This is a genomic window from Micromonospora sp. CV4 (assembly GCF_003667455.1).
Classification (GTDB): domain Bacteria; phylum Actinomycetota; class Actinomycetes; order Mycobacteriales; family Micromonosporaceae; genus Micromonospora.
In genome coordinates this window covers 1-25,190 of sequence record NZ_RCVI01000346.1, presented here as the reverse complement: position 1 = coordinate 25,190, position 25,190 = coordinate 1, and the positions used below count along the sequence as shown (strand labels likewise).

26 protein-coding genes and 1 tRNA gene are annotated in these 25,190 nt (G+C 72.6%); 14 read left to right on the top strand and 13 right to left on the bottom strand.

Features of this window, described 5'->3' with window-relative positions; all coding sequences use genetic code 11:
* Window positions 1-2: 2 nt before the first annotated feature.
* A complete protein-coding gene (locus EAD98_RS24550; protein ID WP_121656356.1) occupies window positions 3-1,199 on the bottom strand; it encodes a hypothetical protein in 1,197 nt (398 codons plus the stop codon).
* Window positions 1,196-2,137: a transporter substrate-binding domain-containing protein gene (locus EAD98_RS24545; protein WP_121656355.1), complete on the bottom strand. Its 942-nt coding sequence runs from the start codon at window positions 2,135-2,137 to the stop codon at window positions 1,196-1,198. The genes EAD98_RS24550 and EAD98_RS24545 overlap by 4 nt, the downstream gene beginning before the upstream one ends.
* A gap of 210 nt (window positions 2,138-2,347) precedes the next feature.
* Here EAD98_RS24545 and EAD98_RS24540 point away from each other — a divergent pair, with 210 nt between their 5' ends.
* Complete coding sequence (locus EAD98_RS24540) at window positions 2,348-2,647, top strand: hypothetical protein (RefSeq protein ID WP_147457483.1); 300 nt, start codon at window positions 2,348-2,350, stop codon at window positions 2,645-2,647.
* Here the strand turns inward: EAD98_RS24540 and EAD98_RS24535 are convergent.
* The 7 genes from EAD98_RS24535 to EAD98_RS24505 all read right to left on the bottom strand — a co-directional run bounded on the left by EAD98_RS24535 (window position 2,634) and on the right by EAD98_RS24505 (window position 10,605).
* Window positions 2,634-4,145, bottom strand: a complete 1,512-nt coding sequence (locus tag EAD98_RS24535) for a serine/threonine-protein kinase (RefSeq protein WP_121656353.1) — start codon at window positions 4,143-4,145, stop codon at window positions 2,634-2,636. The genes EAD98_RS24540 and EAD98_RS24535 overlap by 14 nt on opposite strands.
* Before the next feature lie 30 nt (window positions 4,146-4,175).
* Window positions 4,176-4,700, bottom strand: a complete 525-nt coding sequence (locus EAD98_RS24530; RefSeq protein ID WP_233583960.1) for a hypothetical protein — start codon at window positions 4,698-4,700, stop codon at window positions 4,176-4,178.
* Between the two features lie 159 nt (window positions 4,701-4,859).
* The gene (locus EAD98_RS24525) at window positions 4,860-8,507 is read right to left on the bottom strand and encodes an adenylate/guanylate cyclase domain-containing protein (RefSeq protein WP_121656352.1); all 3,648 of its coding nucleotides are present in this window, start codon (window positions 8,505-8,507) and stop codon (window positions 4,860-4,862) included.
* Window positions 8,504-9,340: an MBL fold metallo-hydrolase gene (locus tag EAD98_RS24520; protein WP_121656351.1), complete on the bottom strand. Its 837-nt coding sequence runs from the start codon at window positions 9,338-9,340 to the stop codon at window positions 8,504-8,506. The genes EAD98_RS24525 and EAD98_RS24520 overlap by 4 nt, the downstream gene beginning before the upstream one ends.
* Window positions 9,341-9,461: 121 nt before the next feature.
* Entirely contained in the window at window positions 9,462-9,923 is a 462-nt protein-coding gene (locus EAD98_RS24515; RefSeq protein ID WP_121656350.1) for a RidA family protein, read from the bottom strand.
* Complete coding sequence (locus EAD98_RS24510; RefSeq protein WP_088950574.1) at window positions 9,920-10,075, bottom strand: DUF4177 domain-containing protein; 156 nt, start codon at window positions 10,073-10,075, stop codon at window positions 9,920-9,922. Before EAD98_RS24510 ends, EAD98_RS24515 begins: the two co-directional genes overlap by 4 nt.
* Before the next feature lie 44 nt (window positions 10,076-10,119).
* On the bottom strand, window positions 10,120-10,605 hold the full coding sequence (locus EAD98_RS24505) for a hypothetical protein (RefSeq protein ID WP_121656349.1): 486 nt from the start codon (window positions 10,603-10,605) through the stop codon (window positions 10,120-10,122).
* 356 nt (window positions 10,606-10,961) lie between these two features.
* Here EAD98_RS24505 and EAD98_RS24500 point away from each other — a divergent pair, with 356 nt between their 5' ends.
* The 3 genes from EAD98_RS24500 to EAD98_RS24490 are packed head-to-tail and all read left to right on the top strand — an operon-like array spanning window position 10,962 to window position 13,903.
* Window positions 10,962-11,693 carry a hypothetical protein gene (locus tag EAD98_RS24500; protein WP_368666170.1) on the top strand — a complete coding sequence of 244 codons (732 nt, stop codon included), beginning with the start codon at window positions 10,962-10,964 and terminating at the stop codon, window positions 11,691-11,693.
* 26 nt (window positions 11,694-11,719) lie between these two features.
* On the top strand, window positions 11,720-12,697 hold the full coding sequence (locus tag EAD98_RS24495; protein ID WP_121656348.1) for an ArsA-related P-loop ATPase: 978 nt from the start codon (window positions 11,720-11,722) through the stop codon (window positions 12,695-12,697).
* Window positions 12,698-12,751: 54 nt separating this feature from the next.
* Entirely contained in the window at window positions 12,752-13,903 is a 1,152-nt protein-coding gene (locus EAD98_RS24490; RefSeq protein ID WP_121656347.1) for an ArsA-related P-loop ATPase, read from the top strand.
* Window positions 13,904-13,909: 6 nt separating this feature from the next.
* Here the strand turns inward: EAD98_RS24490 and EAD98_RS24485 are convergent, their stop codons facing one another.
* Window positions 13,910-14,230, bottom strand: a complete 321-nt coding sequence (locus EAD98_RS24485) for a WhiB family transcriptional regulator (protein WP_030328078.1) — start codon at window positions 14,228-14,230, stop codon at window positions 13,910-13,912.
* Window positions 14,231-14,635: 405 nt separating this feature from the next.
* On the opposite strand from EAD98_RS24485, the gene EAD98_RS24480 reads away from it, so the two are divergent.
* Window positions 14,636-17,071, top strand: coding sequence for a transglycosylase domain-containing protein (locus tag EAD98_RS24480; RefSeq protein ID WP_199723538.1), 2,436 nt, complete (start codon window positions 14,636-14,638; stop codon window positions 17,069-17,071).
* 125 nt (window positions 17,072-17,196) lie between these two features.
* Here EAD98_RS24480 and EAD98_RS24475 read toward each other — a convergent pair whose 3' ends face one another.
* Window positions 17,197-17,652 carry a GatB/YqeY domain-containing protein gene (locus tag EAD98_RS24475; RefSeq protein ID WP_121656345.1) on the bottom strand — a complete coding sequence of 152 codons (456 nt, stop codon included), beginning with the start codon at window positions 17,650-17,652 and terminating at the stop codon, window positions 17,197-17,199.
* A 25-nt stretch (window positions 17,653-17,677) separates the two neighbouring features.
* On the opposite strand from EAD98_RS24475, the gene EAD98_RS24470 reads away from it, so the two are divergent.
* The 6 genes from EAD98_RS24470 to EAD98_RS24445 all read left to right on the top strand — a co-directional run bounded on the left by EAD98_RS24470 (window position 17,678) and on the right by EAD98_RS24445 (window position 21,596).
* Entirely contained in the window at window positions 17,678-18,571 is an 894-nt protein-coding gene (locus tag EAD98_RS24470; protein WP_121656344.1) for a metallophosphoesterase, read from the top strand.
* A gap of 219 nt (window positions 18,572-18,790) precedes the next feature.
* Window positions 18,791-18,867, top strand: a tRNA-Pro gene (locus tag EAD98_RS24465).
* Window positions 18,868-18,985: 118 nt separating this feature from the next.
* Complete coding sequence (locus EAD98_RS24460) at window positions 18,986-19,519, top strand: RNA polymerase sigma factor (protein ID WP_121656343.1); 534 nt, start codon at window positions 18,986-18,988, stop codon at window positions 19,517-19,519.
* Window positions 19,516-20,520 carry a CU044_5270 family protein gene (locus tag EAD98_RS24455; RefSeq protein ID WP_121656342.1) on the top strand — a complete coding sequence of 335 codons (1,005 nt, stop codon included), beginning with the start codon at window positions 19,516-19,518 and terminating at the stop codon, window positions 20,518-20,520. Before EAD98_RS24460 ends, EAD98_RS24455 begins: the two co-directional genes overlap by 4 nt.
* A gap of 110 nt (window positions 20,521-20,630) precedes the next feature.
* Complete coding sequence (locus EAD98_RS24450) at window positions 20,631-21,254, top strand: TMEM175 family protein (RefSeq protein WP_121656341.1); 624 nt, start codon at window positions 20,631-20,633, stop codon at window positions 21,252-21,254.
* A gap of 81 nt (window positions 21,255-21,335) precedes the next feature.
* Entirely contained in the window at window positions 21,336-21,596 is a 261-nt protein-coding gene (locus EAD98_RS24445; RefSeq protein WP_121656340.1) for an AAA family ATPase, read from the top strand.
* Here the strand turns inward: EAD98_RS24445 and EAD98_RS24440 are convergent.
* The gene (locus EAD98_RS24440) at window positions 21,557-21,820 is read right to left on the bottom strand and encodes a hypothetical protein (protein ID WP_121656339.1); all 264 of its coding nucleotides are present in this window, start codon (window positions 21,818-21,820) and stop codon (window positions 21,557-21,559) included. The two genes, EAD98_RS24445 and EAD98_RS24440, sit on opposite strands and share 40 nt — an antisense overlap.
* Window positions 21,821-21,910: 90 nt before the next feature.
* Here EAD98_RS24440 and EAD98_RS31335 point away from each other — a divergent pair, with 90 nt between their 5' ends.
* Window positions 21,911-22,342: a helix-turn-helix transcriptional regulator gene (locus tag EAD98_RS31335; RefSeq protein WP_121675813.1), complete on the top strand. Its 432-nt coding sequence runs from the start codon at window positions 21,911-21,913 to the stop codon at window positions 22,340-22,342.
* A gap of 78 nt (window positions 22,343-22,420) precedes the next feature.
* Window positions 22,421-23,239 (top strand): class I SAM-dependent methyltransferase, encoded by an 819-nt coding sequence (locus EAD98_RS24430; protein ID WP_121656338.1) that lies wholly within the window; start codon window positions 22,421-22,423, stop codon window positions 23,237-23,239.
* Window positions 23,240-23,267: 28 nt separating this feature from the next.
* Here the strand turns inward: EAD98_RS24430 and EAD98_RS24425 are convergent, their stop codons facing one another.
* Entirely contained in the window at window positions 23,268-23,741 is a 474-nt protein-coding gene (locus tag EAD98_RS24425) for a hypothetical protein (protein ID WP_199723537.1), read from the bottom strand.
* A gap of 147 nt (window positions 23,742-23,888) precedes the next feature.
* On the opposite strand from EAD98_RS24425, the gene EAD98_RS24420 reads away from it, so the two are divergent.
* Complete coding sequence (locus EAD98_RS24420) at window positions 23,889-25,172, top strand: MFS transporter (RefSeq protein ID WP_121656364.1); 1,284 nt, start codon at window positions 23,889-23,891, stop codon at window positions 25,170-25,172.
* Window positions 25,173-25,190 lie beyond the last annotated feature (18 nt).

The following is a 25,190-nucleotide window of genomic DNA, read 5'->3' as shown; positions in this document are numbered from 1 at the left end:
GGTCAGGCCGGGGTGCGGCAGGCGGCGTCGATGCGGTGGACCGGACGGACTCGACGACCCATGCCCTCCAACAGCGAGTCCTCGACATGGAAGTCGTGAATGCGTAGCTGGTGGCGGGGCAGCTCCTCCTCGCTCGGGCAGAGCACCTGGGCGCGGACCAGATCGACCGGCACGTACCGGACGCCGCCCTGTTCCTGAAGGATCACCATGTTGACGTCGTCGGTGGTGACGACGTGCCCGCGTACGTCCTCGGTGGGGCCGCTCTCCGGACCGACCGTGGTGACGGTCAGCGGCAACACCGGTGTGCTGATCACCGGCACCGCGGCCCAGACCAGGGTGACGAGCACCGCCACCTCGGTCACCGACGCCAGTGGCCGGATCACCATGCCCGGCAGCGGCCCCGCGATGAACACGGCCAGCAGCGGGGGCACCACGATGAGCGCCAGCACCAGCCACTCATCGCCCTGCTGCACGGCGTCACGCAGCGTTGGCAGCATCAGCCAGCCGTACCCGGCGAGCAGCGCGCCGATCAGCAGCAGCCGAGGCGCGACCCGTTCGTGCAACCGCCCCGGACGCAACTGGAATGCGGCCACGAACGCCGGCACCAGCAGCGGAAGGTAGAGCAGCGGCCAGGTGATCAGGGCGAGCAGGAAGCTGGCCAGCACCACCCAGGCCGGGGTGATGTCGGCCCAGCGGGCGAAGAGCGGGCGGCGACGGGTGCCCGGCGGGAGTCGGTCCGCGCTGACGGCCAGCACCGCCCCGAGCGCGAAGACGGCGACCATGCCGGTGGAGAGCAGCCGGGCGGCCGTGGTCAGGAAGCCGGCGAGCAGGTTGACCGGCCCGACGTTGGCCACCAGCAGCAGCGTGGTCTGGAGTTCACCGCCGGCCTCCACGCCGAGGCGGAGCACCGAGAAGATCGCGGGCACGCCCACCACGGCGGTCCAGAACGACTGGCTGGCGCGGGCGCGCCGCTCCGCCGGATCCCATCGGACCCGCCCGGGCTCGACCTCGGCGACGACCGGCGCGGCGGGTTCGGCGACCGGCACGGCGGTTGGCCAGGCAACGTCACCCACCGCACCGGCCGGCGGCGCTGCGGCCGTACCGTCGAATGTCGGTGCTTCGGCGGCGACGCCGGGCGCGGACGTGCGCGGCGGCGGGACCGGCCCGTCGCCGCCGGTGGCGGTCGGCGCCGCGCTCACTTCGCGGGCGCCTTGTCGTCGAAGTCGACCAGCTTCGGCACCTCCAGCGGCTGCGGCTGGCGCTTCTCGGCCTTCAGCCAGGGGCCCAAGGTCCGGTTGTACGCGGTCTGCCAGGGGCTCGCCTGCCCGTCCCGGCCCTGCTGGTAGCTCTTCTGAAGGAAGAACGCGACCAGGTCGCGCAGCGCGGGGTCGCCGATCGGGACGCCGATGCCCAGCAGCTCGCTGGTGCCGAACGGCATGTCGACGATCTCGAACTCCTTGGGGAAGCTGGCCAGGAAACCCGCGAGGATCGCCTCGTCGGAGCTGACGGCGTCGTACCGCCCTTTCCGGATGCCGTCGACGCAGTCGCCGACGTCCTTCACCACGAACGTCTTGACCTGGTGCTTCTCCAGCTCGGCCTCGGTCGTGGAACCGCCGCTCGTGCAGACCCTGTAGGCCGGGTCGCGGAGGTCCTCAATGGTGCGGATCCTGTCCTTGAGCCGGGTCGGCACCATCACCTCCTGCGTGGTGACGAAGTACGGGCCGGCGAAGTTGACCAGCTTCTTGCGGTCCTCGGTGATGGAGAAGCTCGACACCACCAGGTCGACCGTGCCGCCCTGCAGGGCCGGAATCCGGTCCTCCGTGGACACCGAGACGAACTCCAGCCGTTGGTCGCCCTCGTAGCCGAGCGAGGCGGCGACGTACCGGCCGATCTCGACATCGAAGCCGACGTGCTGGCCGTTGCGCAGCTCGCCCATCAGTGGCTCGTTGGTGGCGACGCCGATGCGCAGCTTCGACTGGCCGTAGATGTGCGTCTCGCGCAGCTTCTCCTGCACGGAGGGCAGGTCCGGCTGCTGCCGGCTGTCGCAGCCCGCGGCGGCGGCGAGGGTGAGGGTCAGGGCGACCGCCAGCGTCGTCGCCATCGCGCGGAGCCGGGACTGTGCGGTGCGTGTGTTCATGGGCGACCTCGCTGACGGAACCGGCCTGCGGGACACCGAGAGTAGTGGCTTCCGTCCACTCCGTGTGGACGCCGACCGGTCATGCCGACTGGTCCGATTGGCGACGCCGATCGGCACGCCGGGCAGGTCTGCGGTTGACAGCGGGTCCTGTGACGACATGCTGGAGGGGTGAGTCGATTGTCCAGGCCCGATGCGCGGACGGTAGCGGTGGTGGCGGCGCTGGGAGCCGTTGCGCTGCTGGTCATGCTGGTCGTCTGGCGCCGTCAGGATCTTCTCGGCGTGGTCCTCGCGTTGCTCTGCGTCCTGCTGACCATGGTGGCCGGGGTGTCCGTGTCCGCGGCCCGTCAGGGCGACGACCCGGAGCCGGTGGACCGTCCGCTCGTCGCCGGGCCACCGGAGTTGATGCCGTACGGGATCGACGCGGACACCCTCGAAGCGCTGGACAGCCGGGACGCGTTGCGTGCGGTGCGTGACCGGCGGCGCGGGTTGGGCGGGCTCAGCGACCGGTGAGCGTGGGCGCGGTGAGCGCGTCGACGCCCCGCCCGGCCAGGCACCGGTAGGTCCGGTCGAGGCTGCCGTCCACCGGCGGCAGCACCTCCAGGTGCCAGCCGACCGGCTCGGTGATTCCCGTGGTCAGTCGGAAGGTGGCCGCGCTGCACACCTGGCGCACCGGCTCGGCGGCGACCACGTCGTCATACTCGGCGCCGACCAGCGACACCGGCAGGATGCCCTCGGCGTACGTCTCCCAGGTGTGCCGGCCGACGCAGGGGACCCGGGCCGCCTCGGCGCGGGTGCCGCGGATCCGCACCGGACCGAAGCACTCCAACTCCGGCAGGCACCGGGCACCCGAGGGCAGAGCGGTGGGCGCGCCGGTGCCGGTCGTGCAGCCGGGCAGCGGCCCGGTCGCCGGCGCGGCGACCCGGCTGACCGAGGGGGACGGGTCGGGTGGCGGGCCGCTGCCAGCCATCCAGGCGCCGGCGCTGGCCGAGGCGGCGATCGCGAGCGCTCCGGCGCCACCGAGGAACCAGCGCCGCCAGCGCCGGCCACCGGGAACCGTCGGGTGGATGTCCTCAACCGGGGGGCGCGGCAGCGGCTGGCCGGCGACGTACGGGCCGGCGTGGCCCGTGCCACCGCTGACCGTGCCACCGCTGACCGGGGCGCCGCTGACCGGCGCCGACGGCGGGCCGAGCGGCAGGCTGGAGAGCAGGTCGTGCAGTTCGAGAGCGGAGGGTCGATCGGCCGGGTCGTTCGCCATGCCGGCGCGGAGGACGTCGATCAGCTCGTCCGGCACGCCGGGCAGGCGGGGAACCGGCTGGTTGAACATCTCCAGCACGGTGACGAGGCTGGGGTTGCGCTCGGACTGCCAGCGCGGCGGCCGGCCGTGCATTACCGCATAGAGGGTGGCGCAGAGCGCGTACACGTCGACGGCCGGCGACGGTGGGCTGTGGTTGAACATCTCCGGCGGCGCGTACGCCGGGGTGAGCACTTCCAGGGTGACCGAGGCGTCCCGGGCCTCGGCCAGCACGGCCAGCCCGAAGTCGGCCAGCACCGCCGAGTTGAAGTGCGAGTAGAGGATGTTCGCGGGCTTCACGTCCCGGTGCAGCACCCCGGCCGCGTGCGAGTGGGCCAGGGCGTCAGCGATCTTCAGGCCGAGGTCACGGGCCTCCACCGGGCCCAGCGGCGAGGTGCGCATCCGTTCGGCGTACGAGCCGTCGCAGAGTTCCATGATCAGGTAGGGATGCTGGTCGACGGTGACCCCGACGTCGAAGAGGTCCACGACGTGCGGGTGTGACGACATCCGCCCGGCCGCCCGCGCCTCGCGCAGGAAGCGGGCCTGGTCGCGCTCGCTGTCCAGCGTGCGGTTCTCCACCTTGACGGCGACCTCACGGCCCACCGAGATCTGGGTGGCCTGGTAGACGGTCGCGTAACCACCTCGGGCAAACACCCGCAAGTCGGTCAGACCGGGCACGTTCGGCACCGGCAAGCCGCCGGTCGGGGTGTCGGTCACTGCTCGAAAATACCCAACCCTGCCGGTGGCTCAGCGCACCGCGTCCGCCGGAGCGGCACCGGCCGCGCCCGGTCCCTCTCCGACGTCGCCGGCCACGTCGGTGCCATCAGCCGTCGCAGCGGTGCGTTCCGACGTCGCGCCGGCGCCGGTCGGCGCGCCCCTGCGGGAGTCCACGCGCAGGCCGACGGCGGTGGCCAACGCGCCCAGGCCCTCCCAGGCGGCCACCCCGAAGAACCGGTCGGGGGCGATGTCGGCCAGCACGGCGATGCTGAAGACGGTGAACGTGACCAGCCGGAAGACCACCGTGAACCGGTAGAACGCCCGCCACTCGGTCACCGTGGCGAGCAGGTAGTAGACGCCCATGTTGAACGACGCCATCGAGGACGCCAGCAGAAAGGTGCCGGTGTGGTCACCGACGGCACGGGTGGCCGGAACGTCCAGCCCGAGCAGGCGCAGCATCGCCTCCGGCCAGAGCAGCCCGAGCGCTCCCATCAAGAGCGCCAGCACGCCGAAGACCGCGATGGTCCAACCCGCCACGGAACGCGGCAGCTTCATGGAAAGCCTCCCCAGGCACGGCGAAGGTCGCCACTGTGGACCCCGCACGGTGTTGACACGCTAGCCGCTCACCCCGACCACCACATCCCCGAAACCGTCAATAACCGGCCCACGCCACGGCAGCCGCCGACATCGGCGCGGGTCCGGGAGAGGGCGGGATCAGGAGGTGGTGATGAGCCGGGCGCGCAGCGCGTCCGCCTCGGCGCGCTCGCTGCGCTGCTCGGTGGCGTACGCCAGGCGGACCGCCTCGTCGGCACAGGACAGAGCCTCGGCCGGGCGACCGCAGGCGGCCAACGCCTCGGCCAGCACGCTGGCCGCGATCACCTGGCTGCGCACGTCCTCGGCCGGTGCGGTGACCGCCCGCCGCGCCCAGTCCAGCGCCTGGTCCCGCTGACCGTGGGCGAGCAGCGCCGACGCGTACCGGGCCATCGTCTGCCGGCGGGAGAAGAGCAGCGACGGCGCGTTCGCGGCGGCGGTGGCAACCGGGGCGAGCAGCCCGACCGCGGTCGCCGAGTCGCCGGCCGCCAACCGGGCGGTCGCCAGCAGCACCCGGGGCGCGACCTGCGCCGGCGCCTGCGGGTTGTGCGGTTCCACGGCGGTCAGCACCGCACGGGCAAACCGCTCGGCGGTCTCGCAGTCACCCATGTCCATCGCCACGAAGCCCCGCAGCGTGCCCGCCATCCCGGTGAGCAGCGGATGCGAGGTCCGCTCGGCGTACGCCAGGGCGTCGGTGAGCAGGTCGGCCGCGTGCTCCGGCTCTCCCAGCCCGCGCGCCACCACGGCGCGGACCACCAGCGCGAACCCGCGCCCCCAGTCGTCGGACGCGGCCGCGAACTCCCGGTACGCCCGCCGGGCCTCCCGGTCCGCCTCGGCCAGCTCGCCCAGCTCGGCCGTGGCGAACGCCGCCACCGCCCGCAGCGTGCCCACCGCCCACGCCTCACCGACCCGCTCGCCGAAGGGCAGGAAGACCTGCGCCAACCGGCACGCCTCGCGCAGCCGGCCGGCGAGCAGGCGGGCGAACGCCGTGGTGCCCCGCAGCCAGGCCCGCCCGTACGGGTCCTTCAGCTCGGCGAAGAGCCGGGCGGCCCGGCCCAGCACCGCGTCGGTGCCGGCGAAGTCGCCCCGGGTGGTGGTCACCCACGCCAGGTTCTGCAGGGACCAGGCCTGCCCGCGCCGGTCCTGCGCGCCGAGGCTGACCTGGTACGCGGCGGCCAACCGGCTGCTCGCCTGACTCAGCCGCCCGGTCACGAATTCCGCCATGCCGAGCCGACGCATCGCCGAGGCGCGCAGGGTGGGCAGCCCGCCGGCCGTGGCCACCTGCAACGCCTCCTGCCAGGCGGCCACCGCCCGGCCCTGGTCGCCGAGGGTCTGCTGAGCCTGCCCGGCGAGGAGCAGGGCACTGGCCCGAACGGCCTCGTCCCCCGCGTTCGCGGCGATCTTCTCGGCGTAGGCGAGCGCGTCGACGACCCGGCCGATCTGGAGCAGCGCCCGGGCATGCACCACCCGGTCGGCCGCCGGAACCCCGTCGCGGGCCAGTTCGGTGGCGCGCTCGGCGTACTCCACGGCCAGCGCCGGCTCGCCGGCCGACAGCGACCGGCGGGCGGCCCGGCCCAGCGCGGCGACCCCGAGCGGAACCACCGCGCGGGCCGGCGCGTCCGGGCGCAACTTCACCGCGTCCGCGAGCGTGGCGGCCCGCTCGACGTGGGTGGCCACGAAGTCGTCCCGGGCCTCGTCGGTGAACCCGCCCGGCGTGCCGGTCCTGGCCTCGTCCCGCGGCGCCGCCCAGCGGGCCAGCGCGGCGTGCCGCTCGGCCAGCTCCGCCTTGCTCACCCCCGCGTACGCCGCCTCCCGCATCAGCGGGGTGGCGAACGCGTAGCCGAGGCGGGTGCGGTGCAGCATGCGGCGTTGCAGCAGCTCGTCGACGGCCCGGTCGAGTTCCACCGCGGCCACGGCCGAGGGCCGACCGTCGCGGCCGCCGTGCTGCTCACGCAGCGCCTCCAGCGCACCCGTCGGCACCGTGTCACCGATGACGGCGGCGTCGCGCAGCACCGAGCGGGCGTCCGGCGGGAGCGCGTCGATCCGGGCGGCGAGCACCGCGGCGAGGTCGCGGGAGAGCAACCGGCTGCCCAGCGAGCCGGGCACCAGCCGCCAGCCGGCCGTCGAGCCCTGGTCCCGCTCGCCGGGCGTGGCGCGGACACCACGCGCCGGCTCCACCGCGTCACGGGCACCGCGCGCCGGCTCCACCGTGGTGAGCGCCCCGCGCTCGATCAGCAGAGTGACCAGCTCGGCCAGGTAGAACGGGTTGCCCTGGGCGGTGGCGAGCAGCCGGTCCGCGTCGGCCGGCGGCAGCTTGCCGCCACCGAGGTAACTGGTGAGCAGCCGGGCCGCGTCGGCGCCGCGCAGCGGCGGCAGCGAGTGCACCTCGGCGTCCGCGACCCGGGTCAGCGCACCGGCGGTACGGACCAGCTCGGGGCGGCCGAGCAGCAGCACCAACACGGGGCCGGTGAGCCGGGACAGGGTCAGCCCGAGGGCGCGGATCGTCTCGGCGGTGGCGTCGTGCAGATCGTCCACCACGATCACCAGCGGCGCTTCCGCGGCGAGCCCGCTGAGCAGGTCGGCGACCGCGTTCGGCACCGCCTCGGCGTCGGCCGCCGGCACGCCCGCCCACTCGCCGTTGTCGGTGCCGGCGTGGGCGGGAAGCTCGGCGTAGCCGAGCAGCGCGAGCAGCTGGTCGGTGGCGATCGGCGCCGTCTCACCACCGGCGCGGGCGAGCCGCTGGCCGAGCCGGCGAAACCGCTCCTCCACCGCCGGCCGGGTCAGCGCCGTAGCCGCGTCACCGGGCAGGCCGACCGCGGCGCGGACCAGGTCGGCCAGCGGCGCGAGCCGACGCCGCTCACCGAAGGCGGCACAGCGCACCGAGAGCACCCGGGCGCCGGTGTGCGCGGCGTACCGGCCGGCGCCCACGTCGTATCCGGCGGCGAGCCGTTCCACCTCGGCGGCGAACCGCGACTTGCCGATGCCCGCCTCGGCGGTCATCAGCAGCACTCGCGGGTCACCCTGGTCGATCACCTCGGCGAGCCGGCCGGCGACCCGACCGATCTCGGTCTCCCGGCCCACGTAGGGCGCCTCGTCACCGAGCCCCGACCGGGTGCCCGGCGCGTCCAGCAGACCCAGCAGCTCGTACGCCTCGACCGGTTCGCGCTTGCCCTTGAGCCGCAGCGGGCGCAGCGCCCGCCACGAGGCCACGTGCCGGGTGGCGGCGGAGGTCCGGCCGCCGGCATAGACCGCGCCGACGGCGGCGGCGTCGGCCAGCCGGGCGGCGGTGTTGACCGTGTCTCCGATGACCGTGTACTCGATGGCGGCCTGGATGCCCGCGATGACGTCGCCGGTGTTCAGCCCGACCCGCAGCCCGAGCGGCGCGCCGCCACCCCGCTCGTCGTCGAGCACCCGGCGGACCGCCCGCTGCATGGACAGGGCGGCCCGGACGGCCCGCTCGGCGTCGTCCTCGTGCGCCACCGGAGCACCGAAGACGGCCATGATCCCGTCGCCGGTCAGCTTGTCGACGTGCCCGCCGAAGGTCTTCACCGCTCCGGCGAGGGCCGCGAGCACCCGGTCGGTGACCGCTCCGACGCGTTCCGGGTCGAGATCCTCCGACCACGAGGTGAATTCGGAGAGGTCGCCGAAGAGCACGGTGACCACCCGGCGCTCGGCCGCCGGCAACGTCGCGGCGGCCGGTAGCGCGGCCCCGCAGTTGTGGCAGAACCGGGCACCGGGAACGGCGACGGTTCCACACACGGGGCAGGTCACGTCTGCTCCAACCCGCTGACCCCGGGCTCAGATTCCCCGGTGCCCACACCCAGGTGTTCGAGCTGGGCGCGGACCGACCACTCGGCGGCCCACCAGAGCGAGCGGTCCACGTCCGCGTAGACCACGGCGACCACCTCGCCGGGGGTGCGGGCGCCCGCGGCGACGGCCGCCCGGACCTGGTCGAGCCGGGCCCGGCGGTGGGCGAGGTAGAACTCGGCGGCGGCGGCGCAGTCGGCCAGCGCCGGGCCGTGCCCGGGCAACGCCGGGATCCCCCGGTACGCGCTGAGCAGCTCCAGGCTGGTCAGGTAGTCGCCGAGGTGCCCGTCCGGGTGCGCCACGACGGTGGTGCCGCGGCCGAGGATGGTGTCACCGGTCAGCACCACCCGCTCGTCGCCGCGCTCGACCAGGAAGCAGACCGAGTCGGCGGTGTGCCCGGGGGTGTCCAGCGGACGGATCGTGAGGCCGAGGCCGTCGAGGTGCGCGCCCGGCCCGGCCAACGGCTCACCGCCGATGGTGTGCGCCGGGTCGACGGCGAGGACGTGCACGCCGCCGAGCAGTTCACTCAGCCGCGGCGCGCCCTCGGTGTGGTCGGGATGGCCGTGGGTGATCAGCACGACGCCGACGGGCCCGTGCCCGGCGATCGCCGCGAGGTGCCCCTCGTCGGCCGGGCCGGGGTCGATCACCACCGCCGGCTCGCCCGGGGCCGCCCGCAGCACCCAGGTGTTGGTGCCGTCGAGGGTCATCGGGCCCGGGTTCGGCGCGCGCAGCAGCGTCACCCAGCTCGGCAGCTCGTCGGCGAGCGCCGCCGCCGGCGCCGTCACGTGCCCGCTCATGGCTGCGATCGTACGGCCCCGCCCGCCACACCCCGCGATCTTGCACTTGAGGTCCCTGATTCGTCCCCGTTCAGGGCTTTCATCCGGCCAGGAAGCGCACGACCGCGGGGGCGGCGACGCGTCAGGCGACCTCGACGATCAGTTCGATCTCCACCGGGGCGTCCAGGGGAAGCTCGGCCACCCCGACGGCGCTGCGGGCGTGGCGGCCGGCCTCACCGAAGACGGTGCCCAGCAGGTCGGAGGCGCCGTTGATCACGGCGGGCTGGCCGATGAAGCCGGGCGCGGAGGCCACGAACCCGGTCAGCTTGACCACCTTGACCACGTTCTCCAGGCCGACCAGCGAGTCGACTGCCGCCAGCGCGTTGAGCGCGCACCGCTGCGCCAGATCCTTCGCCTGTTCGCCGGAGATCCCGGCGCCCACCTTGCCGGTGGCCAGCAGCTTGCCCTCGGCGATCGGCAGCTGCCCGGAGACGTACACGTGCTGCCCGGACTGCACGGCCGGCACGTAGCTGGCCACCGGCGGCACGACCTCGGGCAGTTCGAGACCCAGCTCGGCGAGCTTCGCGTGCGGACCGTTGCTCATGCCTTGGGCCGCTTCAGGTACGCGACCAACTGGTCCGGGTTCGGCCCGGGGATCACGGCGACGAGTTCCCACCCGTCCTCGCCCCAGTTGTCGAGGATCTGCTTGGTCGCATGGACCAGCAGCGGGACCGTGGAGTATTCCCACTTCTGCATCGCTGGAGGGCTCCCTCTCGGTGCGGACGTATTCGAGGCACAGCCTACGGTCCGCTGGCGGGGCGAGGTGCGGGACGCTGCTCCGGCGCCGCCGGCAGTTCCCCACAGGGCCCCTCGTGCTCGTACCCCTGGGGGCAGCGGGAGCGATCGGGCAGCAGCAGGTCGCAGAAGACCCGGTGCCGGTTGTTCTGGTCGTCGGCGTTGGACACGGTGGTCTCACCGGCGTCCAGCTCCGGCAGGAAACCCAGGGACACCGCCACCCGCCCGGCGAGCGCGGTCGCCGCCGCGAGGTCGGGTACCCGGATCGGCAGATGGATGACGAAGCCCGGCTCCTCGTCGTCCCGGCCCCGCTCAGTTGGGCGACTCGACGCCACGGCCACCTCCGGCGGCGGCTCGGGCACCCGGCGGTACGACCGCTCGTTGACCGGCAGGCTGCCGACCGGCCCGTCGGCCTCGCCCCGGGACCCGGACCGGCGCGGCCGGTCGTTGGTCGGGAACTGGGTGCGAGGGATGTTGTCCACGTCGCGCATGCACTGCCTCCGGTCGTACCTGTCGGATCACGCCTCCGGTCCGGACCATCCGTCCGCTCCGGCCCCCGCACCCGGAATCGACGGTAGGTCCGTGGCCGCAGTCCCGCCAACAGGACGCGCACGGCCGGTGACCCGTAGTCACATATGCGACAGATCGCAGGTAAGAGGCCCGACAGCGCAGCGCACCGGAGATCCCGCCGGCCGGATCCGTGGCCCCTGCCGGCCGGCCGGGGCGACACCGGTTCGGTGATTGACCGCTACCCTTCCGGTCGGACGGTCGCGCAGTGCCGGCCACCCGCTCGATCACGCTCGGCGCCAGGGGTGGCGGCGGGCGCCCGCACCCCCCGGGGGAAGACATGACCCAACCGCCCAGCGGCGACCAGCCCGCGCTCCCGCCGGCCCACCCGGATCCCGCCGACCCGACCGGCGCCCCGAGCGTTCCCGACCAGCCGGCCCCCGCGGCGCAGTCCGGCCCGCTCGCCCTGCCCGCACAGCCCGACCGGTCGGCGCTCCCGGCACAGCCGGCCGAGCCGACCTTCCCGGCGTCCCCGGCCGGGTCGACCGCGGCACCGGGCACCTCCGACCCCTCGGCGATCCCGCCACCTCCGCCCGGCTACCCCCCGTACCAGGGCACCGCCGAGCCCAAGAAGAAGCGCGGCCTGCTGATCGCGGCGATCGCGCTCGTCGTGATCATGGTGCTCTGCGTGGGCGGCGGTGTGGTGGCGTTCCTGACCCTGCGCAACGCCGAGACCGGCCAGGGAGCCAAGGAACCGACGGTCGCCGTCGACGAGTTCCTCACCGCGGTCTACAAGGATCGCGACGCGACCAAGGCGGCCGGCCGCGTCTGCGCCGCCTCCCGGGACGACGAGAAGATCGCCGCGAAGATCGCGGAGGTGCAGAAGTACACCGCCGAGTACCAGACCCCCCGTTTCCGGTGGACCAGCCCGAAGGTCGACAACCAGACGGGGGACCGGGCCACCGTCTCCACCCGGCTCACCATGACCACCGCGGACGAGAAGGTGGCGGACCAGGATCTGCGCTTCACGGTGGTGCAGAAGTCGGGTTGGTGGGTCTGCGAGGTCGCGTGACCGGCCGGCCTGGATAGGCTCGACGGGTGCGTGCAGCTGAGCGGCCGACCGACCCGGCCGGCAACGGATGGTCGGCCCGTCTCCACGTGGTGACCGGCAAGGGCGGCACCGGCAAGACCAGCGTGGCCGCGGCGCTGGCCCTGGCGCTCGCCGCCGGAGGCCGGCGCACCCTGCTGGTGGAGGTCGAGGGGCGGCAGGGCATCGCCCAGCTCTTCGGCATCGACCCGCTGCCGTACGAGGAACGGCACCTCGCGGACGCCCCGGACGGCGGTGAGGTGCGCGCGCTGGCGGTGGACGCCGAGGAGGCGTTGCTCGAATACCTCGACATGTTCTACAAGCTGGGTGCGGCGGGTCGGGCGCTCCGCAAGCTCGGCGCGATCGACTTCGCCACCACCATCGCCCCGGGCCTGCGCGACGTGCTGCTCACCGGCAAGGTGAAGGAGGCCACCACCCGCACCTCGGGGCAGCGACGCGCGTACGACGCGGTGGTGCTGGACGCCCCGCCGACCGGGCGGATCGGCCGGTTCCTCAACGTCACGGCTGAGACGGCCCGGCTGGCCAAGGTGGGCCCGATCAAGACCCAGAGCGAGGGTGTCTCGGCGCTGCTGCGGTCCCCGATAACCGCGGTGCACGTGGTCACGCTGCTGGAGGAGATGCCGGTGCAGGAGACGGTGGACGCCATCGCCGACCTGACCTCGCTCGGCTTCGGGGTCGGACGGGTGATCGTCAACGGCACGCGGCCACCGGTGCCCGCCGGTCGGGCGGTCAACGCGGCCGAGCTGCGGCGCGGTCTGGTCGCCGCCGGGCTGCCGGCCGACCGGGACACCATCGCCGGCCTGCACGACGAGGCGCGTGACCAGCTCATCCGGCGCGAGCTGGAGGATTCGCTCCGCGCCGAGCTGGTGGAGTTGGGGCTGCCGATGATCGAGCTGCCGTTGCTGCCCGACGGGGTGGACCGGGCGGGGCTCGCGACCCTGGCCCAGGCTCTCGTCCGGGCCGATTGACTCACACCTGAGGTCGGCACGGGCGCACGGACCCACCCGGCCCGATACGCTCGATTGGTGCCTTCCGAAGACGCGGCGCCGCAGCTGGACGTCGACAAGATCCTCGCCGACCCGGGCGTGCGGATCGTCGTGTGCTGCGGTGCCGGAGGGGTGGGAAAGACGACCACGGCCGCCGCGCTGGCGCTGCGGGCCGCCGAGCACCACGGCCGGCGCACGGTGGTGCTCACCATCGACCCGGCCCGCCGGCTGGCCCAGTCGCTGGGCCTGACCGAGCTGGACAACACCCCCCGCCAGGTCAAGGGGATCGACGTCGAGAGCAGCGGCGGCGAACTGCACGCCATGATGCTGGACATGAAGCGCACCTTCGACGACGTGGTGCTCCAGCACACCGATCCGGCGAAGGCGGCGGAGATCTTCGCCAATCCCTTCTACCAGGCGATGAGCTCGACCTTTGCCGGCACGCAGGAATACATGGCGATGGAGAAGCTCGGCCAGTTGCACGCCCGGGGCGAGTGGGACCTGATCGTCGTGGACACTCCGCCGTCCCGCTCGGCGCTCGACTTCCTGGACGCGCCGGCCCGGCTCTCCCGCTTCCTCGACGGCCGCATGCTGCGACTGCTGCTGGCGCCGGCGCGCAGCGGCGGTCGGAGCATGTTCAGCCTGGTCACGGCCTCGTTCGGGATGTTCTCGAAGGTGGTGCAGAAGGTGCTCGGCGCGCAGCTGCTCACCGACCTGTCCGGCTTCGTGGCCGCACTGGATTCGATGTTCGGCGGCTTCCGGCAGCGGGCGGAGCAGACGTACCGCATCCTCCAGGCGCGGGAGACGGCCTTCGTGCTGGTCGCGGCGCCGGAGCCGGACGCGGTCCGCGAGGCCGCCTACTTCGCCGGCCGGTTGCGCGAGGAGAACATGCCGCTGGCCGGCCTGGTGCTCAACCGGGTGCACCGGCCGGCGGTGCCGGAGCTGGACGCGGAGCGGAGCCGGGCCGCCGCGGAGCGGCTGACCGAGCTGGGTGGGCACGAGGCCACCGCCGACGTGCTGCGGGCGCACGCCGCGCTGGCCCGTCAGGCGGTACGCGAGCAGCAGGTGGCCGCGCGGTTCACCGAGGCGTTTCCGGCGGTGCCGGCGGTGTCGGTGACGGCGCAGCCCGCCGACGTGCACGACGTCGACGGGCTGCGGACGATCGGCGCGGCGATCAGCCGGCCGTGACCGAGGTCAGTTGGCCGCGCTGACGAGGATCTTGTCCTTGCCGGCCTTGTCCTTGCTGTTCTTCTTCATCGCGGCCTCGAACATCTTGCGCCAGCTCGTCACCTGCGGGTGACGACGCAGCAACGCCCGGCGTTCGCGTTCGGTCATGCCACCCCACACACCGAACTCGATCCGGTTGTCCAGCGCGTCGGCCAGGCACTCGTACCGAACTGGGCAACTCCGGCAGATCCGCTTCGCCACGTTCTGTTCGGCGCCCTGTACGAACAACGCGTCCGGGTCCCCGTTCTGACACGCCGCCAGCGACGGCCAGTCAGTGATCATGCCCATGTGTACACGTCCCCCCTTGCAGTACCTACCGACCTCGTTGCACGTCAGCCGGCAATTCCCCCCGATCGCCCGGCTCGCCTTCCCCAAGGCGGCGCGAGCGACATGTGGCGCTGTCGCCGCCCCCCATCATGCTCTGTAGTCGCCTGATTACGCAACGTTGTCGGCGAAATCCATCATTCCGGACACTCCCGGCTTCCCGGGCTCTCGACCGCCGGTTACCCCGCCGAGGTCGGCGAAAACGCTGCGCCGCCTCCTCGGGTCGGAGGAGACTTCCGCCAGGTCACACGCAACCACGCACCGGGGGTCGTGCGTTTAGCACAACGAGGGCAGCGCGCGCAGGAAATGGGGAAACAACGCCCCAGCGCCCCTCGTTCCCTACTCGCGTACCCTGCTGAGGTGACCTGGATGCGGAAACGTGACCACAATGTGCTGACCAACGCCGCATCGCTGCTCGTATGCGGCCTGTTGGCCGGCGTGGTGGTCGCCGCGGCGGCCTTCCCCGCGGTGGCGATGTCCGGCCTGGCCGCCAAGGCCGGCGCCGAGACCTTCGGCGCCCTGCCCACGGAGCTGACGGTGGCCCGCTCGCCACAGGCCAGCTACCTGTATGCCTCGGACGGCAAGACACCGCTGGCGATCATGTACGACGAGAACCGGCGCGACGCGAAGCTCGCCGACATCTCGCCGTACATGCAGAAGGCCATCATCGCGGCCGAGGACCATGACTTCTACAAGCACAACGGCGTCGACATCAACGGTGTCGCCCGCGCGTTCGTGAACAACCAGAACGAAGGCGCCGGCCGGCAGGGCGCCTCGACGCTGACCATGCAGTACGTCCGGCTGGCCATCGCGTACTCGGCCACCCACCCCGCCGACGTGGTCGCGGCGACCGAGGACACCAGCGCCCGCAAGCTGCGCGAGATGCGGCTGGCCCTCCAGGTCGACAAGGAATTCTCCAAGGACGAGATCCTCACCCGCTACCTCAACCTCGCCTCGTTCGGCAACGGCGCGTACGGCGTCTTCGCCGCCAGCCAGGTCTACTTCGGCAAGCCGCCGAGCAAGCTGAAGATCGAGGAAGCGGCGCTGCTGGCCGGAATGGTGAAGGCGCCCACCACCAACGACCCGACCACCAAGGCCGGCTTCCCGCTCGCCCTGGACCGGCGCAACTACGTCATCCAGAACATGGTCGACATCAAGGCCATCACCCAGCAGGAAGCCGACGCGGCCAAGGCGACCAAGCTGGTGGTGAAGGACAAGCGCACCCCGAACGGCTGCGTCGCCGCCAACGTCAACAGCTGGGGCTTCTTCTGCGACTACTTCTACCGCTGGTGGATGCAGCAGGAGACGTTCGGCTCGACGTCGTACGACCGTGAGCGGCGGCTGAAGAGCGGCGGCTACAACATCGTGACCTCGCTCGAGGTCCAGGCCCAGAGGGGCGCCGACAAGGCGGTCCGCAAGGCCAAGAGCGAGAACAGCAAGGAAGCCGCCATGGTCGCCGTGGTGGAGCCGGGCAGCGGGCGGGTCCGGGCGCTCGCGGTCAACCGGCAGTTCAAGCTGGACGACCCGAAGAACCCGAAGAACAAGCTCTCCAGCGATCCCGCGAAGAAGAGGAAGGGCATCCGGGGCAACTACCCGGCGACGGTCAACCCGCTGCTCACCGGCGGCGACGGCATCACCGGCTACCAGGCCGGCTCGACGTTCAAGATGTTCACCATCGTGGCGGCGCTGGAGAAGGGCATCCCCCTCAGCCACACCATCAACGCGCCGAAGCAGTTCAAGTCGGACTACATCATCGACAACAGCAGCCCGGCGGCCTGCAAGGGCACACACTTCTACTGCCCCACCAACTCGACCGACAGCATGGCCGGCGTGCACAACATGTGGGGCGCGTTCGGCCGGTCGGTGAACACCTACTTCGTGCCACTCCAGCAGCAGGTCGGCGCCGAGAACGTGGTCAAGGCCGCCAAGAGGCTGGGCATCAACTTCCGGGCCCAGGAGGATCTGGACCTGGAGCGGGGAGCGCACCAGTGGGGCGCGTTCACCCTGGGCGTCTCGCAGACCACCCCGCTGGACCTTGCCAACGCCTACGCCACCCTGGCCGCGGACGGCAAGTTCTGCGAGCCGATCCCGGTGCAGGAGATCCGGGACCCGGACGGCAACAAGCTGGACATCGCCAACCCGCGCTGCGAGAAGCGGTTCAGCACCGACGTCGCCCGCGCCGCGGTGGACGCGGCCCGCTGCCCGGTCGGTGACCGGTCGTCGACCTCCAAGTGCACGGGAGCCACCGCCGGCAACGTGCGGGGCATCGTCGATGCGCCGGTGGCCGGCAAGTCCGGCACCACCGACTCGGAGAAGACCGCCGCCCTGGTCGCCATGACCAAGCAGTACGCGGTGGCCGGCATCATGGCCGACCCGGACTGGCCGCAGACCAACGTCAAGATGAAGCACGGCGAGAAGGACGGCATCAACCCGCCGGTGTACGAGACGCTGCGGGACGCCATGAAGAAGAAACCGCGGATCCAGTTCGAGACGCCGGGCCAGAAGATCTCCGAGGGTGACCAGCGCAGCATCCCCAACGTGAAGTGCGCGTCGGTGGACAGCGCGAAGTCCCGGCTCAAGGACGCCAGCTTCGAACCGGTCGTCTCCAGCGCGAAGGTGACGTCGACGTGCCCGGCTGGCACCGTCGCCGGCACCAGCCCGGACGGGCGCACCATCAAGGGCGGCGTGGTCACCATCCAGGTCAGCAGCGGCGGCGGCACCCCGCCGGGCACCACCAACCCGGGTGGCCCCGGGCAGCCCGGCAACCCGCCCGGCCGACCCGGTGCGGGCCGCCCCGGCGGCTGAGCGAAACAGAGGTACGAACGGGCGGGCACCCACTCCGGGTGCCCGCCCGTTCGTCTGTCGGGACTGTCGCCGCCGGTCGATCCTGCGCTGCGGGCGGTCGGGGCGTCAGATCGTGCGCGGACCGGTCAGAGGCCGAGCTGTCGGCGTACCTCGGCGGCCACCCGACCACCCTCGGCCTGGCCGACCACCGCGGCCTGGGCCGCCTTCATCGCCGGGCCCATCTGGGCCTTGCCGGTGAAGCCGCCCGCGGCGAGCGCGCCGGACACCAGCTCGGTCAGCTCGGCGTCCGAGAGCTGCTTGGGCAGGTAACGGTCCAGCACCTCGCCCTCGGCGGTCTCCTTCGCCGCCTGCTCGGAGCGGCCCGCGTCGGCGAAGGCGGTGGCCGCCTCCCGGCGCTTCTTCGCCTCCTTGGTCAGCACCGCGAGCACCTCGTCGTCGGAGAGCTCGCGCTTGGCCTTGCCGGCGACCTCGGCGGTGCCGACGGCGGCCAGGGCCATCCGCAGCGTGGAGGTGGTCAGCTCGTCGCGCGCCTTGAGCGCGGAACGCATGTCGGCAGTGAGGCGGTCCTTCAGCGTGCTCATGGACGGTCAAACTACCCTGAACGGCATGCGAAAGCGCACACTATTCCGGCTCGCCGCCGGAACCGCCGCGGTCGGAGCGGCCACCCTCGCGTACGCGTCACTCGTCGAGCGCAACATGTTCACCCTGCGGCGGTACGACGTACCGATGCTGCCGGCCGACGCGGAGCCGCTGCGCGTGCTGCACCTGTCGGACCTGCACATGATGCCCGACCAGGCGCGCAAGCAGCACTGGGTGGCGTCGCTGGCCGCCCTCGACCCGGACCTGGTCGTGGTGACCGGCGACAACATGGCGCACCCGGGCGCGGTCCCCGGGGTGCTGCGGGCGCTGCAACCGCTGCTGGACTACCCGGGAGCGTTCGTGTTCGGCTCCAACGACTACACCGGGCCGGTGTGGAAGAACCCGTTCACCTACCTGCTGCCCGACCGGGAGTACACCGAGGGCGTCGACCTGCCCTACGAGGAGCTGCGACAGGTGTTCACCGGCGCCGGCTGGATGGACCTGAACAACGCCCGCACCATGCTCAAGGCCGGCGGCCGGCAGATCGACCTGGTGGGCGTGGACGACCCGCACATCGAGCGGGACGACTACGGCGCGGTGGACGGCGCGGTGTCGACCTCGGCGGAACTTTCCATCGCGCTGGCGCACTCCCCCGAACCGCGGGTGCTCGACCAGATGGCCGCGGACGGCTTCGGGCTGCTGCTGGCCGGGCACACGCACGGCGGGCAGGTCTGCGTACCCGGTGTCGGGGCGTTGGTCACCAACTGCGGACTGCCCCGCTCGATGGCGCGCGGACTGCACCGGTGGCCGGGCTCGGACTCCTGGCTGCACGTCTCCGCCGGACTCGGCACCCACCCGACGGCTCCGGTCCGCTTCGCCTGCCCCCCGGAAGCGAGCATCCTCACCCTCATCCCTCGCTGACCGGGCGCCCGCTCTTCCGCCCGCGCGCCCTCGTCCCCTCCCTCGCGCGCCCTCGTCTCAAGATCCGCGCAACATCAGGGATGTTGGTGCCTCACGACGCGTTGAGGCACCAACATCGCCGAAGTTGTGCGGATCTTGGCTGCTCCGGGCGCGGTCCGACCCCCGGGGGTACCGAGTTTGACCATCGGGGCGGGTGGGCTACTATTTGTCGGCACGCCTCGGGGTGTGGCGCAGCTTGGTAGCGCGCTTCGTTCGGGACGAAGAGGTCGTCGGTTCGAATCCGGCCACCCCGACCAGAGGTAAGAGCAGATCGAGGCCCCTCCACGGAGGGGCCTTGATTCGTTTCCGGCCCTTCCTATCCTGCTGGAAGCATTGTCCTGTAACCCCCGGCCGCTGACTGACACAAGTAGGGGTATGAGGGACGTCAACGCCCGGGGCGCCGACTGGTTCCGCGGGGTCTACGCACGGCACTATCCAGACGTCGTGCGCTACGGACTGCGCCGACTCGACGGTCTGACGGCGGCGGAGGAACTTGCCCAGGAGGTGTTCCTGGTGGCCTGGCGGCGCCGGTCGGAACTCCCGGCGCGGACGTTGCCCTGGCTGTATGGGGTCGCTCGTCGGCTGTTGGCCAACCATTGGCGCGCCCAACGGGCCGTACCGACGTCCGTTGAGCTGACCGAAGCTGCCGCGTTGGACCGTCATGACGGCGTCGTGCGGCTGGTCGACGTGCGCGCGGCGCTCAGCCGGCTGTCGGACGACGATCAGGAGATCCTGCGGCTGGTCGGCTGGGAGCAGTCGTCGCTGAGCGAGGCGGCGCTGGTCCTGGGCTGCGGTGCGGCCACGGCCAAAGTACGGCTGCACCGGGCTCGACGGCGACTGACCGAGATGCTCCGGGAACAGCCCGAACAGATCCCCTCACTCGACGGCCAGCTGGGAGGAGCGCGATGAACAAGCGGGTGCGAGAGCTGCTGGAGGCGGCGGACCCGGCGCGGGGAATCGAGGTGGGGGCCGGTGACGTCGAGGAAGTGTTGCGGCTCGCCAGCAACGACGTGACGTCCTACGACCGGGTGGTACCTGCTCGGCGGGCGCGGCGACTCGTTGCCGTCGGGGCGGCCTTCGCCGTGGTCGCCGTCGCGGCGATGACGGTCACGATCCTCCGGCCCACCACCGGACCCTCCGGATCATTCCAGCCGCCGACCGTTCCGGGTGCCGCTGGCGTTCCGGCCCACTGCCTGAGCACGATCGCGGACCGGATGCGAGCCACGTCGTACGACGGACAGGCCGGACGGTATGAGTACCTGCACCGGAGGGGGCAGAGCAGCAGCTCGACTGCGCAGCCGGGTAGCCGCACCCAGTGGGTGAGCGTGCTGTTCAGCGAGGAGACGTGGCGGTGGCTCGCGGCCGACGGCTCGGGACGCCTGCGCATCGTGCGAGGAGCACCGACCTATCCGGACGAGGCATCGCGGAACTTCTACGCCGAGCACCCAGAAATGATCCCGAAGGAGGGTTCCGACACGGACGACCTGCGCCCGGGAGAATTCAGCGTCCTGCCACTGCCGGCGGCGGAACCTGCGGCCATGGGTGAGGCGCTGTACCAGGCGCGGGAGAACGGACCGTCGCACGTCCTTGTCAGCGTCGGGGAGCTGAACAACGAGCGGGTCGTGGACTTTGCGCGTCGGGCTGCGGTGCTGCGGTTCCTCGCCGGAACGGAGGGGGTGACCTGCCGCGGTGAGCAGACCGATCCGGCAGGACGGACCGGGACCGTGGTGTCGGCCGACTTCGGCCGAGGTCCCCGGCCGAGCCCCGGCGACTGGGGCAGGGAATATCTGCTTTTCGACCCGCAGACCGGGGAGTTGCTGGCCAGGGGCAACGGCGCCAACTCCGCTGCCGGCGGTGTGACGTGGTCGACCGTGTACCTGGAACGGGGTTACTCGGACGTGCTCGGCTGACAACGCCCCGGCGACCTGCGGACTGGAGGAAGGAAGAGGCGGCCGGCCCCGCGGTAGTGGGCCGGGTTGAATACCCACGGCGCGTCCGGGTGCTGCGGTAGAACTGTCGGGTGAGCCGAACCCGGCTGGAGGTGTTCAGCGATGCCGTCTTCGCGGTCGCGATCACGCTACTCGCGCTGAATCTGGCGGTCGCCGGCCCGGGTCATGGGCCGCTCCTGCATCAGGTCGCGGACCACTGGTCCTCCTTCGTCGTCTACCTGATCAGCTTCGGCACGATCGGGCTGATCTGGGTCAACCACCACGCCCTCATCGACAACCTCGTCGTCATCGACCGGACCCTGGCCCTCCTCAACCTCATCCTGCTGCTGTTCGTGGTTCTGATCCCGGTGGACACGGCGACGGTGGCCAAGTACCTCGCGCTGGGCGGGCAGGACGCCAAGGTGGCGGTGATTCTGTATGCGGCCGCCTTCCTGGGGATGGGACTGAGCTTCGCTGGGATCTTCGAATGGACCCTGCGTCCGGGGCGGCTCCCACAGCCCGTGCCGGGGGCGATCCGGTGGAAGGCGCGGCTGCGATTCGGGGCGGCGTCAATCCTGTATCTGGCCGCGATCGCCGTCGCCTTCGTCAGCCCGCCGGTGGCACTGGTCATCATCGCCGCCGTCCCCGTCTACTACATCTTCGAACGCGCACCGGCTCTCGGTTCTCCGGGTAGCGAGGCCACCCTGCCGCCGTAGCCGGTGATACCGGCGTCAACCCGGCCGTCGTCGTCTTCACCGGCACACGACTGGACGCCCCGCTGACTAGCATCGACCTCGATGGAGCTGCTGGAGCGTGCAGACGCGCTCGCCACCCTGGACGGGCTGCTGGCCTCCCCCGGCGGCGCGGTCGCGCTCGTCGCCGGCGAGGCGGGTGCCGGGAAGTCCGCCCTGCTCAGCGCGTTCGCGTCGACGGCCGCGCCGCGAGCCCGGGTGCTCTGGGGCAGCTGCGACCCGCTGCTGACGCCGCGGGCACTCGGCCCGCTGCACGACGTTGCCCGTCAGGTCGGCGGCGTTCCGCGCAGCCCGGCGGAAGCCTGATCCCCGCCCGGGTCACCCTGGGCCGACTCGACGCCCGCCGGGGCGGCCCGGCCACCGGCGAGCATCTGGACACGGCGGCGCGCTGGGCGGCGCAGAGCCGCGAACTCCAGTTCGTCGTACCGGTCGCCGCCGCCCTGGCGGAGCGACACTGGCTGGCCGGCGAACCGGCGTCGGCGGTCCCCGAGCTGCGCCGCGCCCACCGGCTCGCTCTCGACGTCGGCCAACCGTGGTACGCCGGTGAGCTGGCGTACTGGCTCTGGCGGGTCGGCGAGTCGGTCGGGGACACCGGCGCGCTGGCGTCCCCGTACCGACGGTTGATCGAGGGTGACTGGGCCGGTGCGGCCGAGGAGTGGCGCCAGCTCGGCTGCGCGTACCCCCGGGCGGAGGCCCTGGCCTGCGGCGACGACACGGCGGCCGGTGCGGCGCTGCGGATCCTGGACGGGCTGGGTGCCGTCGCCGTGGCCCGGCGGGTCCGGGCCGAGCTGCGCGGACGCGGGATGGCCCGGGTGCCACGGGGGCCGCGCCCGGCGACGGCCGCACACCCGACGGGCCTGACCGCCCGGCAGCGGGAGGTGCTCGCGCTGCTCGCCGAGGGGCTGAGCAACGCCGAGATCGCGGCCCGGCTGTCGCTCTCCACCCGGACCGTCGACCATCACGTGTCGGCGGTGCTGGACAAGCTCGCGGTGCCCAGCCGGGGGCACGCGGCCGCGGCGGCCCGACGGCGGGGCCTGATACCCCCAACATAGGTGTTTCTGCCGATCCCCCGGGGCAGCGCGCCACCTAGCGTCGGTGGCACACCGATCCGTCCGAGGGGGGAACCGCACATGACCACCGCACTCGATCTCAACGCCGTCAAGGCACGCCAGCAGGTGACCTGGGCCAGCGGCGACTACGGCGCGGTCGCCGCGCTCATCCACCCGATCGCCGAGTGGCTGGTGGCGGCGGCCGACCTGCCGGCCGGCGCCCGGGTGCTGGACGTGGCGACCGGCACTGGCAACGCCGCCATCGCCGCCGCCCGCTGCGGCTGCGTGGTGACCGGCGTCGACTACGTACCCGAACTGCTGGAGCGTGGCCACGCCCGGGCGGCGGCGGAGCGGCTGCCGGTCACCTTCGTGACCGGCGACGCGGAGCGGCTGGCGTACCCCGACGGGTCCTTCGACGCGGTGCTCTCCGTCGTCGGCGTGATGTTCGCGCCGGACCAGGAGCGGGCGGCGGCGGAGCTGCTCCGGGTCTGCCGACCCGGCGGCACGGTGGCGCTGGCGTCGTGGACGCCCCAGGGGTTCATCGGCGACCTGTTCCGCACGGTCGGGCGGCACGTGCCGCCGCCGGCCGGGCTACGCCCGCCGGTGCAGTGGGGCGACGAGGGCCGGCTCCGTGAGCTGCTGGGCGGGTCCGTGGGCGAACTGCGGGCGGTACGCCGTGAGTTCGTCTTCCGCTTCGGCACCCCGGAGGAATTCGCCGACTTCTTCCGGGCCAACTACGGACCGACGTTGAAGGCGTTCGAGGCGCTGCCCGAGGAGCGGCGCCCGCACCTGCACGCCGACCTCGTGGAGCTGGCCCGGACGCACAACAGCGCCGGCGACGGCACGGTACGGATCCCGGCCGAGTATCTGGAGGTGGTGGCGCAGCGGACGCCGGCCTGACCCGGGGCGGAGCGCGCCGGGCGTGGTGTCAGTCCTGCCGCTCGGTGCGCTCGATCTCGGCGAACGCGGTTGCCAGGTAACCGTCGAGCGGCCGGCCCGCGGCCGACACCAGGTCGGCGACGAGCAGCGGGCCGTGCCGGGCGACGGCCGCCGGGCCCGGCGGGTTGTCGTCGTCGCCCGGGTCGTACACACCGAGCGCCCCGGCGAGCAGCACCAGCACCACGTGCGGGTCGACCTCCGGCAGCCAGCCGACGGCCGAGCGAACGCAGACCTCCAGCACCTGGCGGACGTCGTCGCCGTCCAGCCCGTCGGGATGCGTCTCCTCCAACAGCAGCCGGACCGTCGCGCCGAGCACCAGGCCGGACCGGTCGGCACCGGTGAGGCGCGCCACGGCCGCCTCGTAGGCCGTGGGGTCGCGCTGTTGTGCGGCGGCGACGGCCTCTCCGGCGGCGACGGCGATCTCACGGGCCGATGCGGGCAGGTGTCGCCAGGTCACGCTCACCGGGCCAGCATGGCAGAGCGCACCGACACCTGGCGCGCGCACCGACCGGGCTGAGCGATGGGATCGGTCACGGCCCGCCGGCGGGCGCGCGGGGAGCCGCGGTAATCGGTTCGCCAATCGTCACACCCGGCGAACAGAATGCCGGACATGCTGCGTCGCTCCCTCCCCCGCCGCTCGGAAGCTCGCCGGCTCCTCATCGGCACCCTGCTGTCGGCGATCGGGCGCGGGCTGACCCTGCCGTTCCTGTTCATCTACCTGACCGACGTGCGCGGGCTCACCGACACCCGCGCCGGCCTGGTGATCGGCTGGTACGGCGCGGTCACCCTGGCGCTGTCGCCGCTGGGCGGGACGCTGATCGACCGGTTCGGCGCCCGCCGGGTGGTGGTGCCGTGCCTGCTGATCGAGGCGGTGGGCACCGGCTCGCTGGCGCTGGTCCACTCGACCGGCTCGGCGCTGCTGGTGATGACGGTGGTCGCCATCGGCAGCTCGGCGATCTGGTCCGGGCAGAACACGATCCTCGCCTCGCTCACCGAGGACGACGAGCGGCAGCGCGTCTTCGGGCTGAACTTCGCCCTGCTCAACCTCGGCATCGGCATCGGCGGTATGACCTCCGGCGCGATCATCGACACGGCCCGGCCCGCCACGTTCCAGGTGATCTATCTGCTGGACGCGGTGAGCTACCTGATGCCGGCGCTGATCCTGCTCACCCTGCCGGGCGTCGGCCACCGTCTCGGCCAGCGTCGGACCGGCGACGAGCCGTCGCCCGGCGGCTACCTGACCGTTCTCCGCGACCGTCCGTTCCGCCGGCTGGTCATCTTCGGTCTCGTCCTCACAACCTGCGGGTACGCCCAGATCGAGGTGGGCTTCGCCGCGTACGCCGTGCGGGTCGCCGAGGTCAACCCCCGGGTGGTGGCCTGGGCGCTCGCGGCCAACACCGTGATGATCGTGCTCGCCCAGCTGCTGGTGATCCGCCGCATCGAGGGGCGCAGCCGCACCGGTGCGCTCGCGTTGGTCGGCGCGGTGTTCGCGACCGCGTGGCTGGTCCTCGGCGCGGCCGGTCTGGTCAGCACCGAAAGCGCCCTGGTGGCCGCCCTGTGCGTGGTGGCCTGCTCGGCGATCTTCGGCTTCGGCGAGACGATGCTGTCGCCGGTGATGCCGGCGCTGACCAACGCCCTGGCCACCGATGAGCTGCGCGGCCGGTACAACGCCATGAGTTCGATGATCTTCGGGGTCAGTGGCGTGATCGGTCCGGTGACCGCCGGCCCGCTCATCGGCGCCGCCAACGGCATGGTGTGGGTCGCCGTCGTGGTCGGCGGCTGCCTGATCGCCTCGCTGGTGGCGCTCTCCCTGCGCCGGCTCCTCACCGCCGAGCAGGACGGCCGGGCGACGACCGGCTCGACCTCCCCCGAGCCGACACCCGCCCACGCCTGAACGAACCCACCCCGAACC

Coding starts and splice junctions, on each gene's coding strand:
- EAD98_RS24545 (WP_121656355.1), bottom strand. CDS start 2,137: ATGAACACACGCACCGCACAGTCCCGGCTCCGCGCGATGGCGACGACG.
- EAD98_RS24530 (WP_233583960.1), bottom strand. CDS start 4,700: ATGAAGCTGCCGCGTTCCGTGGCGGGTTGGACCATCGCGGTCTTCGGC.
- EAD98_RS24520 (WP_121656351.1), bottom strand. CDS start 9,340: ATGAGCGGGCACGTGACGGCGCCGGCGGCGGCGCTCGCCGACGAGCTG.
- EAD98_RS24515 (WP_121656350.1), bottom strand. CDS start 9,923: ATGAGCAACGGTCCGCACGCGAAGCTCGCCGAGCTGGGTCTCGAACTG.
- EAD98_RS24510 (WP_088950574.1), bottom strand. CDS start 10,075: ATGCAGAAGTGGGAATACTCCACGGTCCCGCTGCTGGTCCATGCGACC.
- EAD98_RS24505 (WP_121656349.1), bottom strand. CDS start 10,605: ATGCGCGACGTGGACAACATCCCTCGCACCCAGTTCCCGACCAACGAC.
- EAD98_RS24500 (WP_368666170.1), top strand. CDS start 10,962: ATGACCCAACCGCCCAGCGGCGACCAGCCCGCGCTCCCGCCGGCCCAC.
- EAD98_RS24485 (WP_030328078.1), bottom strand. CDS start 14,230: ATGGGCATGATCACTGACTGGCCGTCGCTGGCGGCGTGTCAGAACGGG.
- EAD98_RS24480 (WP_199723538.1), top strand. CDS start 14,636: ATGCGGAAACGTGACCACAATGTGCTGACCAACGCCGCATCGCTGCTC.
- EAD98_RS24475 (WP_121656345.1), bottom strand. CDS start 17,652: ATGAGCACGCTGAAGGACCGCCTCACTGCCGACATGCGTTCCGCGCTC.
- EAD98_RS24470 (WP_121656344.1), top strand. CDS start 17,678: ATGCGAAAGCGCACACTATTCCGGCTCGCCGCCGGAACCGCCGCGGTC.
- EAD98_RS24460 (WP_121656343.1), top strand. CDS start 18,986: ATGAGGGACGTCAACGCCCGGGGCGCCGACTGGTTCCGCGGGGTCTAC.
- EAD98_RS24455 (WP_121656342.1), top strand. CDS start 19,516: ATGAACAAGCGGGTGCGAGAGCTGCTGGAGGCGGCGGACCCGGCGCGG.
- EAD98_RS24445 (WP_121656340.1), top strand. CDS start 21,336: ATGGAGCTGCTGGAGCGTGCAGACGCGCTCGCCACCCTGGACGGGCTG.
- EAD98_RS24430 (WP_121656338.1), top strand. CDS start 22,421: ATGACCACCGCACTCGATCTCAACGCCGTCAAGGCACGCCAGCAGGTG.
- EAD98_RS24420 (WP_121656364.1), top strand. CDS start 23,889: ATGCTGCGTCGCTCCCTCCCCCGCCGCTCGGAAGCTCGCCGGCTCCTC.